Source organism: Candidatus Paceibacterota bacterium, assembly GCA_035452965.1.
Classification (GTDB): Bacteria; Verrucomicrobiota; Verrucomicrobiia; order Limisphaerales; family UBA8199; genus UBA8199.
Genome location: DAOTCE010000001.1, coordinates 58,409 through 72,183, shown reverse-complemented (window position 1 = coordinate 72,183; position 13,775 = coordinate 58,409). Strand labels below are relative to the sequence as shown.

8 protein-coding genes are annotated in these 13,775 nt (G+C 63.9%); 7 read left to right on the top strand and 1 reads right to left on the bottom strand.

Annotated elements, in window-relative coordinates; translation table 11 throughout:
- The first annotated feature begins 32 nt into the window (after positions 1 to 32).
- From P5205_00225 to P5205_00200, 6 genes are all read left to right on the top strand, one after another.
- Positions 33 to 1,205: a hypothetical protein gene (locus P5205_00225; GenBank protein ID HSA08777.1), complete on the top strand. Its 1,173-nt coding sequence runs from the start codon at positions 33 to 35 to the stop codon at positions 1,203 to 1,205.
- A 30-nt stretch (positions 1,206 to 1,235) separates the two neighbouring features.
- On the top strand, positions 1,236 to 1,454 hold the full coding sequence (locus tag P5205_00220; protein HSA08776.1) for a hypothetical protein: 219 nt from the start codon (positions 1,236 to 1,238) through the stop codon (positions 1,452 to 1,454).
- Between the two features lie 786 nt (positions 1,455 to 2,240).
- Positions 2,241 to 4,019, top strand: coding sequence for a hypothetical protein (locus tag P5205_00215; protein ID HSA08775.1), 1,779 nt, complete (start codon positions 2,241 to 2,243; stop codon positions 4,017 to 4,019).
- Complete coding sequence (locus P5205_00210; GenBank protein HSA08774.1) at positions 4,016 to 4,924, top strand: hypothetical protein; 909 nt, start codon at positions 4,016 to 4,018, stop codon at positions 4,922 to 4,924. Before P5205_00215 ends, P5205_00210 begins: the two co-directional genes overlap by 4 nt.
- A 273-nt stretch (positions 4,925 to 5,197) precedes the next feature.
- Positions 5,198 to 5,392: a hypothetical protein gene (locus P5205_00205; GenBank protein HSA08773.1), complete on the top strand. Its 195-nt coding sequence runs from the start codon at positions 5,198 to 5,200 to the stop codon at positions 5,390 to 5,392.
- 198 nt (positions 5,393 to 5,590) lie between these two features.
- On the top strand, positions 5,591 to 8,404 hold the full coding sequence (locus P5205_00200; GenBank protein ID HSA08772.1) for a trehalase family glycosidase: 2,814 nt from the start codon (positions 5,591 to 5,593) through the stop codon (positions 8,402 to 8,404).
- Positions 8,405 to 8,434: 30 nt separating this feature from the next.
- On the opposite strand, the gene P5205_00195 is transcribed toward P5205_00200, so the two are convergent.
- Positions 8,435 to 9,253: a class I SAM-dependent methyltransferase gene (locus P5205_00195; GenBank protein HSA08771.1), complete on the bottom strand. Its 819-nt coding sequence runs from the start codon at positions 9,251 to 9,253 to the stop codon at positions 8,435 to 8,437.
- A gap of 175 nt (positions 9,254 to 9,428) precedes the next feature.
- On the opposite strand from P5205_00195, the gene P5205_00190 reads away from it, so the two are divergent.
- A complete protein-coding gene (locus P5205_00190; protein HSA08770.1) occupies positions 9,429 to 13,652 on the top strand; it encodes a DUF2723 domain-containing protein in 4,224 nt (1,407 codons plus the stop codon).
- Positions 13,653 to 13,775 lie beyond the last annotated feature (123 nt).

Genomic DNA, 13,775 nt, shown 5'->3' with positions numbered 1-13,775 from the left:
GCTCGCTTGAATTCACTGCCGGAAAGCGTCCCATGATGCGGCCCCATTATCTCTTCCTGTTGGTTCTAGCCATGCTCGGGCCTGGCGGGCCCGCCATCCGTGCCGCCGAAGCGCCTTTCTGCGAACTCTACGCCGTCGGGCATTTCGGCAACTGGTATGAGGTCGCCGGCGTCAACGAGATGCGCCAGGTCCTCAGCGAAGCCAAACACTGGGGCTTCAACCGCTATGCCGATTGGTTCGACGCGATTGACTGCGTGGATCCGTTCGCGGGCGACCCGCAATACAGCCTCGGCCATGCGCTATGGGACCTCAAACGCGTCCACTTCCGCACCGCGCAGTCGCTGGGGCTGGCGACAGACCTGGTCGTCACCCCCAACCACGTTTACCGCGACCAGCTCAAGCCGGAGTGGCTGGCCAGGCGGGGACCTCGCATCCAGGGCCAGCTCATCTGCCCGCATCAGCCTGGCGCGCGCGAGGCCATCCTCAATAACTACACCAATCTCTTCGCCGACCTGGCCAAGGCGGGCGTGAACCTCACCGCGATCAACTCCGCGCCCTACGACTACGGCGGCTGCGCCTGCGATCAGTGCAAACCCTGGATTCTGACCTTTGCCCAGTTGACGCTGGACATCCACCAGATCGCCCGCAGCCACCACCCGAAGGTGGAACTCCACTTCATCGGCTGGTGGTGGACGGCTGAGGAGCACAAGCTCTTCGCCCAATGGATGGACGAGCACGCCCCCGGGTTGGCCGCCTCAATGGCACTCCACATCCCGTATGACCAGACCGGCGTAGCCGACGTGCCGCTGCCCATGGGCTGCCGGAAGCATGCCTTTGTTCACATCGGCTACCCGGACCGCTCGGCGCCGCGCGACATTTATGCCAAAACCGGCCCGGTGGCGGCCCCCAGGAGGCTGGCGGACACAGTGCGGAAGTTGAGCTCACAGTCTGTGACCGGCGTCATGGCCTACTCCGAAGGCATCTACGACGACGTAAACAAAGCGCTGCTGGGGGCGCTGTTCACCGCAAAGCAGAATACCCCGCGAGACGTGCTGCTCGCTTACGCCGGACGCTATTTCGCTGCCGATGACCCCTTGGCCCGCCAGTGGGCCGATTGGCTGGCGGCGTGGGGCGCGCCGTATTCAGTGGATGCCGCGACCGCGCGCAAGACCCTCACCGCCCTGCCCGGTGCCTCCACAAGCTAGCGCCGCCGCCAGTGGGAACTCAAGGCAGACATGTTCGCCGCCAACCAGGCAATCGGCACGGGAGACAGTTGGACGCCGGAGCGGCTCGCGCGCGCCGATGAATTCTGGGCCGCCGAGGAGAAGCTGCAGCGCGAGGTGTATGGCATCGGACCCGTGCGCCACATCCTCAACCGCCGCTTCATCGAAATGCCCTGGTACAAAAGCTGGGCCAGCCAGCCGCCACCGGCTGCGCCGAAGCCGGAGCAGTGAGGTGAGGCGCGGGGTGCACGGCGGGGCGGAGGGGTGGTAGGATCGGGGCGCTTAAGGTTGTGATGAGACAAAACACGTCAGCAGAGCGGCCCGCGCAAGGGGCACAGGCGGCGGAGCGCGCTCGGTCAGGAACTGGAGCGGGGGCGCATGGGGCAGGTGTCGCCCGGGTGGGGGCGATTGACGGAGGAACAGCGGCAGGCGTGGCACCGGACGGCCCGGCAGGAGTGGACGCAAAAGCGGCCGGGGCGAAATCGGCGCCGGCTGCGCGGGCAAGAGTTCTACGTCAAGATCAACCGCGTGCTGGCGCTGCTGGGACGCAAGTTGGGGGGCGGGTGGCACCAAACGGCGAACCCACGGTGGATTTGCTCACTGTTCAGACTTCTCCTCCAGCCTCCAGCCTGCAGTCTCAGAACTCCTGACCCACCCCACGCCTCGTCGGCATGTGGGCCAACATCCCTGTCAGCTTGGCGACGTGCGGCCCGAATCTCTCAACTTGCTCCTTGACGCCTCGGCGGCCATTCCTTAATGATTCGGGCCTAAGGTTAAGGTTGGTTGTCTTTTAGCAGGTCGGTGTTGTTGTTCGCGCCGGAAAAGGTTCCGCGAGCACTGACGTTCGCGGAGGTCACTCGGGTGGTCGGGCCGCCACCCGAATAATGGCTGGTTTGGGCTGCTGGCAATGATGGACGAGAACAGGCGGCGATTGAGCAGAGTCTTCTCTCTGTACCTCCCAGAGTCAGCAGCGTGGCCCTCAGACTCACCCCTTCCAGGGAATCCATTGATACTACTATGAAAAGAACTCCTATTCTCCTGCGTTTGTGTTTCGGCCTCACGGCTGCCTGCCTTGTGTCGGCGGCGGCGTGGGCGCAAGTCCCGCAGCTCCTGAACTTTCAGGGCCGCATCACCGTCGGCAACGTGAACTTCGATGGCACCGGCCAGTTCAAGTTTGCCTTCGTCAACAGCGCCGGCACCGTCACCTACTGGAGCAACGACGGCACCGGCAGCGGCGGCGGCCAGCCCGTCAGCGCCGTCTCGCTCGCCGTGTCCAAGGGCCTCTACTCGGTCCAGCTCGGCAACTCCACCCTGCCCAACATGATCGCGCTGCCGCCCACCCTCTTCACCAACGCGGACCTGCGCCTGCGGGTCTGGTTCAACGACGGCGCCACCGGCTTCCAGCAGTTCACGCCCGACCAGCGGCTGGCGGCGGTGGGCTACGCGATGATGGCCGGCAACGTGCCCGATGGCACCATCACCGTAGCCAAGCTGGCCAACGACGTGAAAGCCGGGCTGGGCAGCCCTTCGAGCGGCAGCACCGTGTTCTCGTCCGACGCCAACGCCAGCAACTTCCTGGCCGCCGGCTACGTAAAGCTCCCCGGCCTGCGGCTCCTGGCCGAGGAATGGGAAACGGTGGCGGCTAACACCAGCGCGACGTTCCCCACGACCTCTTCAGCGAAAGCCCCGATCTGGACCGGGAGTGAAGCCTACGTGTTCCGTGAGTCCGCGGCCACCATGGGGCCGCTGGGAGTACGATTTAACCCGGCCAACAACACCTGGCATGACATCCCTACCAATGGCCTGCCTAACATCACAGACTTCACCCCCGTGTGGATCGGGTCCGAGCTGATGATCCTCGCTGGCAACCCAATGCCCACCCTCTGGGCCGGCCGCTACAATCCTGCAACGGATGAGTGGAGAAGCGTGAACACCGTCGGTGCGCCCCAGTTCAGCCCCATGGACTCAGTGGTCTTCTGGACGGGGACGGAACTGGTCGTGATGAGCATGTCCGGCCCCTCGGCCAAGCGCTACCACCCCGCCACCGACACCTGGGTGTCCCTCAATACCAACGGGGCGCCCTTCATCGGCGGAATGGGTGTCCAAGTCTATTGGACGGGCACCGAGCTGATCTTGAGAGACAATATGATGCGGCTGGCCCGTTACAACCCGGGCACCGATTCCTGGCCGGGCGTCAACACCAATGGCCAGCCTCCGCTATCATCCATGTCGCAAATCGCCTGGTGCGGGAACACGCTGGTCGTTCTGACCAACGGTCCAGACATGCTTTGGGGCGGCGGCCGTTATTACCCGGCCAGCGACTCCTGGCAGCCAGTCACCACCAACGGCGCCCCTGCATTCTCCATGGGCATGCATACCAGGACGAACTGGACTGGCAGCGAGCTGGCGGTTCTCAACTTTGGCACGCCGATGGAAAGGGGCGGCTATCTTTACAATCCTACGTCGAACACCTGGCGCAAGATGAGCCAGAGCCCCCTAAGCTCCTACATCTCCCCTGCGATAGCGCCCGACACGGTATGGACCGGCACGGAAATCGTGGTCGGCCCAGTGCTGCTCGGACCTACCCACACCTACGACAGCGCCCGCTACAATCCTGCCACGGATAGCTGGCTGACCATCCCGGCTTGCCCAACCTTCGTCATGTACGCGGTGCCGGGAACGATCTGGACTGGCACCCAGGCGCTCGTGTTCGGCTCGACAGGGGGTGCACCCTCTACCCAGTATGCCTTCAAATGGGCTCCGAGCCCCGTCCTCTACCTCTACCAAAAGCCATGAACGCCCGATTCCTGATCGCTTGCGGCGCGCTGGGCCTGGCCGCGGCGTCGGCCCTGGCCCAGACGCGCGTCAGCAGCGCCTACCAGATGACCACCGAGGCGTTGACCGGCGGGGGCGGGCGGGTTACGGGTCCCGGCTGCTCGATGCAGACCAGCATTGACGGCTGGGTCACCCCCGCCGCGGCCACCACGCCCTCGGCCATCTTGAAACCCGGCTTTGCCGGGCAACTGTACGAAGTGACCGGATTGCAATTGAGCGCTTCCCCCTTCGTGGTGAACGAAGGCGGCGCCAGCCAGCTCAGCGCCATGGCCGTGCTGGACGATGCGTCCTACCTCGGGCTGAACAGCACGAGCGTGGTCTGGCGGACTTACAGCAGCGTGCTCACCAGCGTGTTCCCCAACGGCCTGGTCACCGCGGGCACCGTCTATCAGACGACGGCCGCGCTGGCGGGCGGCCAGTACCTCGGCGTGTCCAACTATGTGAGCCTGGCCGTGGTCAACGTGAACTCGGATGACTTCGGCCTGTACGCCGGCGACGGCCTGCCGGACGACTGGCAGGTGAACCTGTTCGGCGAGAACAATCCGCTCGGCCTGGGTACGGCCGATCCGGACGGCGACGGTCAGAACAACCGGCTGGAGTATTTGTCCGGCGCATCCCCGGTGGATCCCGGCAGCCAGTTCCATTTCGCGCTGGGTGCGCACCAGGGGGCCTCGCAGAGCCTGGTCTTCAGTCCTTGGCTGCCGACGCGGTTATATACGGTGCGATATTGCACCGACCTGAACAGCGGGCTGTTCCTGCCGCTCACAACCGCGGAGTATTCCACCTCCGGCTTTGCCTGCACCGTGACCGACACCAACGCGACCCAAACCGCGAAGTTCTACCGTCTGGAAATCTCCCTGCCCTGAACGCGACGCCGCGGTTCCAGCCGATCCCCACAACCTGATCGGGAGGGCCGGCATCCCCGTCCTCCGTTGCAGCGTCGCGTGAACCTGTTGCAGGTTCTCGGGTAAGGTGGAGCTACCGCGGATTCGCTCACTCTTCAGCTCTCTCCTCCAGCCTCCAGCCCGCAGCACCCATCTTCACCCGCCCTGCCTCGACATTCCCCTTGCCCCAACGGGGCCCCGGCCCCAAGCTGCGTCTGTGCGACCCCCATTGACCTCACCCTCGCCGAACAGTCTGTGAACCGCGCAACTTGCTCCCTCTTCCCGCTCCTGGCAACGCTCGCGCTGACCGCGCCCGCCGCCCCGCCCGTCTGCGAACTCTACGCCGTCGGCCCCCTCCGCCACTTCCGCAACCGCCGCTTCATCGAAATGCCCTGGTACAGAAGCTGGGCCACCCAAAAACCTCCGCCTCCGCCTCAGCCCGATCCATGAACACAAGACGATCAACGCCACGGCGCGTCCTCCGCGCCGCCGTGTCACGTAGTGCAGACTTGCAGTCTGCTGTATTGCAGGTTTTCAACCCGCAGGACTACCGTCGAACTGATGTGCGCTGGAGCGTTGGGCGCTCCGCCGATTACAAATCGGCGATACGGCAGACTGCAAGTCTGCGCTACGGTAGCTGACCTTCCCATGACCCGCCGATCCTTTCTCGCCCGCACCGCGCTGGCCGCCGGGGGCACCGCCTGCCTGCTCAAGTCAAATTGGCCTGCCTTCGCCGCCGATGCCGCCAAGGCCGATCCCGTCGGCGACCTCGCCGCCCTCGCCGACTCCCACGATCTCCGCCTGCCGCCCTGGGGCCCGTACACCAAGATCTACAACGGGCTCTCGCACATCGCCGACCTGGAGCGCGGCCTGCGGTTCGACTTGAGCGTCTTCCCGGGCCGCTACCGGCGCGAAGTCATGGTGCCGAACGTGAACTGGGAGAGCGGCTTTCACCCGTGGGAAGCGGCTCCGGACCTTTCCTTCTTCTCCTACCGCTGCGAGCTGGAGTGGAAAGACCGCGTCTATTGCGATGTGTCGTTCTCCGCGCTCTCGGATCGCGCGCGGCTGGTGCGGGCCGAGTTGGTGAACCGCACGCCGGCCCACCAGAACCTGGTGCTGCATTTCATGGCCTCGTTCAACTACCCTTATGTGCGGCCCTACACGACCGAGCCCGCACAGAAGACAGCCGTGCAATTGCCAGCCGGCGCGGTGTGGGTGAACGCCCTCGATTATGCGGAGTTGAAGTTCGCCCAACCGCGCGCCAACGACAGCCTGGTCCCGGACGGCTATCGCCGCGCGGAAGTGCGCGACCACGGCTTTGTCAGCGGCGGCGGCATCGGCGCCGGGTTCGGCAAGGGCGCCGGTGACCGTGTGCGCTTCCGGGTGCGGCTGCGCAAAGCCCTCAAGGATGGGCGGCTATTGCTGCGCTATCGCAACACCTCGAACCAGCCCACGCTGTTGGAAGCCGGCGGTTTGGGGCACGGCGAGCTGACGTTGCCGCCGGGAAAGGACTTCAGCCTGGCGACGCTCCCGCTGGGCGCTGCAAAGGCGGGCGCTCACGATCTGGCCTTCGGCGTGCGCAAGGGCGCCGGCATTCAGTTGGATGGTTTTGCCATTGTGGAAGCGGCATCGGCCGGCGCGGTTCAGTTTCAGCCGGCGCAATTCAATTGGGCCCCGCGGATCCTGCCCGGACCGCTGGAGCATAGCCGTCTGCTCAAGTATGCCGACGCGCCGGCGCACTACGGCCTGGCGTGGTCGCCCGGCGTGTTTCAGGTGCGCGAAATCCTCAACAGCGAGCTGGACCGCTACTTCCGGCGCAACGTGCACGACCACGTGAGCACCGTCCTGCGCGGCGACGGCCAGGGCCATTTCACCAACGTTTTCCTGCGGCCAATCGCCCTGGCGCCCGAAAGCGCCAAAACCGTTTACGGCATCGTGTCCGCCGGAACCGCGGAGGAGGTCGCGGAGGATCTTAAACAGATCGCGCGGGACCCCTCCGAGCTGGAGCGGAGCTATCGCGCGCGGCAGGAGGGCGCGGCGGCGCTGGCGAGCGTGCCCGCGGGCGAGCCCTGCCGCTTCAGCCAGAAGCGCATGGCGGCGGTGGTGCTCACCAACATCGTCTTCCCCGTTTATGGCAAACGGCGTTACCTGCGGCACTACTCGCCCGGCAAGTGGTGGGACAGCCTTTACACCTGGGACTCCGGCTTCACCGGCATCGGCCTGGCGCAACTGGACGTCAACCGCGCCATTGATTGCCTCAACGCCTACACCACCAAACCCGGCGATCCGGAAACCGCGTTCATTCATCACGGCACCCCTTTGCCGGTGCAGCATTACCTCTGCCTCGAACTCTGGAACCTGACGCAATCCCGCGCCCTGCTCGATTACTTCTACCCCCGGCTCCGGCAATACCACCTGTTCCTGGCCGGCCGGCTCGGCAGCTCCAACACCCGCGCCTTCAAATCCGGCCTGCTCAAGACCTGGAGTTATTTCTACAACACCGGCTGGGACGATTACCCGCCGCAGGTCTTCATGCACAAAGAGAAGCTCGCGCCGCGTACCGCCACCGCCATCATCAACTCTCACCTCATCCGCACGGCGCGCATACTGGCGCAAATGGCGCGCGTGCTGGGCGTGGTTCAGGACGTGGCGGGCTATGATGAAGACATCAAGCTCTGGAGCGACGCATTGCAGACCCATTCCTGGGACCCGGATGCCGGCTACTTCAGCTACGTGCTGCATGACGCGCAGGGACAAGCCAGCGGCATTCTCCGCCATGAGAGCGGCGCCAATTACAACCTCGGCCAGGACGGCGTCATGCCGCTGCTGGCCGGCATCTGCACGCCTGCCCAGGAGCGAACCTTGCTGGGCCACCTGCAGTCGCCCCGGCGGCTCTGGACGCCCATTGGCCTCTCCACCGTGGATCAGAGTGCGCCCTACTATCGGCATGACGGCTATTGGAACGGCGCGGTCTGGATGCCCCACCAATGGTTCCTCTGGAAGACCATGCTCGATCTCGGCCAGGCCGGCTTCGCCTTCCAGATCGCGCAAACCGCGCTCGACCTGTGGCGAGCCGAGGTGGACACATCCTACCATTGCTTCGAGCATTTCCTGATCGAATCCGGCCGGGGCGCCGGCTGGCATCAGTTCGGCGCGCTCTCTTCGCCCGTGCTGGCGTGGTTTGCGGCTTACTATCGCCCGGGCCGCCTTACGACGGGGTTCGACACCTGGATTCACCGCTGCGATTTCGAGGCGGACAACTCCGCGCTGAACGCCGAGCTCGAATTACGCCCCCGTCCGGGCGGCGAAGCCACCGTGCTCGTCACCCTCCAGCCCGGCCGCGCCTACCGCGCGCGATGGAACGGCCGCCCCGTCACCGCGCATCCGGCCCTGTCCGGCACCTTGCAGATCGCCCTCCCCTGTGACGCCGGCCGCGGCAGCTTGCAGGTGGCGCCCGCGTGACCCGCGGATGATTCTGCCGCGCGGCCTGGATCAGGTCTTTCTGGCCGTAATGCCGTGCCAGAACCCCAGCCGGTTGCCGCTTAGCGCAATAAGCACCCGCAGCGCCCAGTTGAAGAGCGAGAACGGAAAGCGTGTCCACGGCAGGTAATCGTAGGAGGTCACAAACGTCTCGATGCCGATGTCCGTCAATCCGAGCGGCGCCAGCATTTGTCGCAGCTCCCTGCGCGTATAGCCCTTGGTGCCGACGCTCTCCATGTGATGCCACAGCACCTGGCGGAAGCTCATCCACGGACGGCCCTGGAACAGGGCGTACTTCACCCAGTGATGAAACGTGCAGAGCGAACGCCGGTTGTAGAGCATGATTTTGACCTCGCCGCCAGGCCGCACCACCCGCACCAGCTCGCGCACGGCCTTCTCGGTGTCCGGCGTGTGATGCAGCACGCCCCAAGAGTATCCCAAATCGAAACTGCCCGACTCGAACGGCAGATTCTCCGCGTCGGAGACCTTTATGCAGGCCGGTTCCGGCAGCCCATAGACCTGGATGCGATGCGTCAGGTTAGCCAATGCTTCTTCCGTCAGGTCCACGCCCGAGGCCGCCGCCCCGGCCCGCAGCCACTGAATGAAGTCCGTCCCCGCCCCAAACCCGACTTCGAGCACGCGCTTGCCGTGGTAGCGGGTGAACTGCGCGAAGGAGTGGATAAAAGGCTGGTCCCGGTAACGCCATTGCTCGATCTGCTCGAAATACTCCCGGGTGAATTTCCCCGCCTGGGTATGCCAGGTATCGCAGGAGGCGCGATTCCAGTAATCCCTGACTTCGGTCTTCAGTTTGTTGTCCGTCAATTCCGCCATAGCACATAGCGAGGTAACGCCTAGCAGGGTTAACTCTGTCGGTACAGTCAAACACACGCTGGCTGCGGCCAGCAAGACAATACCCGCAAAGGTCCATGCACGCGAACGGCGAAAAATTCGGCTGGCTATGCACAAATCCGGCCGGGTATGGTGTCAGTGGAAGTAGACACTGCTTATGATGAAACCAAAGTCCGCGGAGCGCGAGGGACGCAAGCTGCCCAAGCCCCCGCCCGCTCCCGCGCCGGGACCGGTGCCGCCGCTGTTCCGGACCATCGACTGGCTGGCGCTGGCGATCACCCTGGGGGTGGTCTGGACGGTCTATCTGATCACCCTGGCGCCTGAGTTGACGCTGGAGGATTCCGGAGAACTGGTGACGGGGGCTTTCTATGCCGGCATTCCGCATCCGCCCGGCTACCCGGTTTGGTCAATCTATAGCTGGCTCTGGACCACGCTGCTGCCCATCGGCAACATGGCCTGGCGCGTGTCGGTGGGGCAGGCCTTCTCGGGGGCAGTGGCCTGCGGCCTGCTCGCCCTGCTGGTTTCGCGGGGCAGCAGCATGCTCATGGAGGGCATCGAGGAACTCAAAGGAATGACCGGCCGGTGGGAGAGCGCCATCTGCCTGATCTCGGCGATATCGGCCGGACTGCTCCTGGGCCTGGATGGATTCATGTGGAAGGAGTCGTGCGTCGTCAACCGCATTGCGGTGACCAGCGTGCCGTGGTACCTGGCGGTGTTGGTCTGCCTGCTGCGGTGGATTTACGCGCCCCACCAGTTGCGCTACGCCTACTGGGCCGCCTTCTTGTTCGGGCTTTGCATCACCTTGCACCAAAGCCTGATTGTCGCCGCACTGGGCATCGAGATCGCCATTGCCGCCGGCAACCCCCGGCTGGGCCGGGATGCGTTCCTGGGCAACTTCATCGTTTACCTCGCTGACTGCCTGCTGCTGGTGTTCACCGGGGACCACATGTTCCACAACATCGGGGCCAAGCCCGGCCTGCTGTTCCTCTTCAACGCCATCGGCATTGGCTCGCTGGTCGTCAGCATCTGGCTGGCCGTCCGGACCAAGGGCCTGGGCACCTGCTGGAAGCCTGTGTTAATCATGGCCGGGCTCTGGATGGTGGGGGTCTCGTTCTATCTGTATATGGCGCTGTCGGGCATGACGAATCCGCCGATGCAGTGGGGCTACCCGCGCACCGTCGAGGGGTTCTTCCACGCGATCAGCCGCGGCCAGTATGAACAACCCAACCCGACGAACCTGATCGCCGAGCCGGGCCGGTTCGTCAGCCAGTTGGGCATGCTGGTGGAGGGCGTCGCCGATGAGTTCACCTGGGTGTACATGTTCATCGGCCTGGTGCCATTCCTGTTCTTCTTCAAGATGCAGAAGCGCGAGCGCGCGTGGATCATCGCCCTCACCGGCATGTATATCTGCCTGGGGGCGTTGTTGATGATGCTGCTCAACCCAACCCCCGACAAGGCCTCGGCCGACCTCATCAAGGTCTTCCTGTGCTCCTCACATACGATTGTGGCGTGCTTGATTGGTTACGGTCTGGCGCTGACCGCCGCGTTCATGGCCACCCATTACCAGAAGTTCCGGCTTTGGGGCCTGGCCGGGGGCGGAGTGGGCGTGGTGCTGGCCCTCTTCTGCCTCTGGGATTCGACCGGTAAACACTACTTCGGCCCCGCCGGCGTCGTCAAACTGACGGAGCTGCCGCACTGGATCGCCAAGGCCTTTGCCCCAAATCAATACGGCCTGCCCGTGTTCGCCAACCTCCTGCTCGTGGCCATTACGCTGGCGTTCGTGCTGGCGCTCCTCGTCTATCGCCAGCGGGGTCCGCTGCTCGTGACGCTGGGGATATTCCTCTCGATGCCCGTCTATTCCGTCCTCGACCATTGGTACGCCAGCGATCAGCGCAACCACTGGTTCGGCTACTGGTTCGGCCATGACATGTTCACCCCGCCGTTCAAGGGCGCCGACGGCAAACCGCTTTACCCGGAGATGACCAAAGACGCCGTGCTTTACGGCGGCACTGACCCCGGCCGTTTCTGCCCGACCTACATCATCTTCTGCGAGAGCTTCACCCCGCACCATTGCCAGCCCAAGGAGGACCAGAAATTCGACCGCCGCGATGTTTACATCATCACCCAGAACGCCCTGGCCGATGGCACCTACCTCATGTACATCCGCGCGCATTACAACCGCAGCGCGCAGTATCCGCTTGATACCCCCTTCTTTAAGGAACTGCTCCGCATGGTCTTCAAGGACAAGGAGTATGAGACGAACGTGCTGGCCCGGGCTGTGGCGCCTCTCGATCGCTTCTTCACCGCCCTGGGCGCGCGCGTAGAGAAACGCCGCCGCACCTACACCTCGTGGTTCCTCGACGAGCACTTCACCGATGTGCCGGCTCTTGCCGCGAAGCTCCGGCCCGGTCCGCAGCAGAACGCCCTCTCCAAATACCTCCACGACAACCTGAGCGACCGCACGCGACAGCTGCTCGCCAATCCCGCCAACCAGGCCGCTTTGCGCCGCAATCTGGCCAAAGACCTGAACGGGCTGCTCGAGCGCGAGCTCAAGATCAAGCAGCGCTACGACGCCAAGAAACGGGAGAAGGATGCCGTGGATCAGGAGATTGCCGACGGCAGCACTTCCGAAAGCCTCCGCCGCAGGCAGGAAAAACTCGCGTCCGAGCTGGCGGAGCTTTCGAAGACCGGGCCGCTTTACGAGCCCGAGCGGTTCAAGCACCTTGCGCTGTCGGAGTATCTGACCGACTTCATTAAAGAGAATCCGCAAAGCTGGACGCGCATCCGGCTCAATCGGCTGCTGCTGGAAGCGGCTTATCCGAAGGAAATCGCCCGCAGCAAAGGCGGCGTGTACCCGGATCGCGAAATCTACATCGCTACTCCCGCCGACTCCCAACAGTGCTTTCAGGAATACATGGCCGATGCCCAGCGCCGCATGCAGGCGGGTCAGTTGAAGCCGGGGGAGGACGTGAAGATCATTGACAACCGGGTGCAGGTCTCCGGCCAGGTCGCGGTGATGAATATCAATGGCCTGCTGACCAAAGTGATGTTCGATCACAACCCCAAGAACGAGTTCTTTGTGGAGGAGAGCTTTCCGCTGGATTGGATGTATCCGCACCTGACGCCCTTTGGGATCATCATGAAGATCAACCGCCAGCCGCTGTCTTCCTTGACAGAGGACATCTTCCAGCGGGATCACCAGTTCTGGAAGCAGTTCTCCAAGCGGTTGACCGGCGACATCATTGACTACGACACCCCGGTCAAGCAAATCACCGATTGGATTGAGAAGACCTACCTGCGCCGCGACCTCAATGGGTTCACCGGCGACCGCAAGTTTATCCACGATGACGATGCCCAGAAGTCCTTCTCCAAGCTGCGCAGTTCCATCGGCGGCATCTACGCCTGGCGCCTTAATCCGGACCCGCTGGTCTGCAAACCCGAATACCGGCCCAAAACCCCGGAGGAGTACCAGCGGGTGCTCAAGGAGGCCGATTTTGCCTTCCGCCAGGCCTTTGCGTTCTGTCCCTACAGTCCGGAAGCGGTCTTCCGCTACTGCCAATTGCTGCTGCAACACCGGCGTTTCGATGACGCGCTCCTGGTCGCGGAAACCTGCCTGAAGCTCGATCCCTACAATGGCCAGGTCCGTGTGCTGGTGGACAACATCAGCTCCTACAAGAAGTCCAGCGTGGGGATCGAACAGGCCCAGGCCGCCTTCCAGCAGCTGGAGGATCAGGTGCACAAGAATCCGTCGAACTTCCAGGCGGCTTTTGACCTCGCCGGCGCCTACCTCCAGATGCAGCAAACCAATCGTGCGATTGAGGCCCTGGACAGGGTGCTTAACTACCCCCAGGCCGACTCGAGCGCAATGCGCGGCCTGATCCAGGCCTACAACAGCTTCGGCTACCGTTCCGGCCTGGAGAAGACGGTGGAAAAGCTGCAGGCCCTGGTGCGCTCCAACCCGGCCAATGCTCAGGCCACAGTCGGTCTCGCCGAGGGCTACCGGCATTTGCAGAAGCCCCAGGCGGCGATGCAAGCGCTGGACCAGGCGTTCAGTGATCCGAAGCTCGATGCCAACGCAGTGCTGAGCATCGCCCAGGCTTATGCCGCCCTGCAAAGCGTGCCCAAGCTCGAGGCGGCCCTGGATCGGCTGACCAAGCTCATGCCCACAAACCCCGAGGCCTGGTACGATCTGGCGGTCCTGAAAGCCGGTCTCGGCAAGGCACCGGAGGCGTTATCCGCCCTCAAGCAGGCCCTCAATTTGAGCGCCCAGCGGCTCAAGACCGACCCCAAAGCGCGCGACTTGCTTGACAATGCCAGGAAAGAGGAGCGCTTCGGGATGCTGCGCCAGTCACCCGAGTTCAAGAAGCTGGTGCCGCAGTAGCAGCCGGGTTCTGCCCCGGCGAAGCAGGATGCCGGTTCAAGTCATTCAGCCAGCGGCTGTGTGTCCTCCGGAGAAAACAGTTGTATTCGGCGGGGGCGGGTTTAGCTTGCGGGGGCAGTCGCA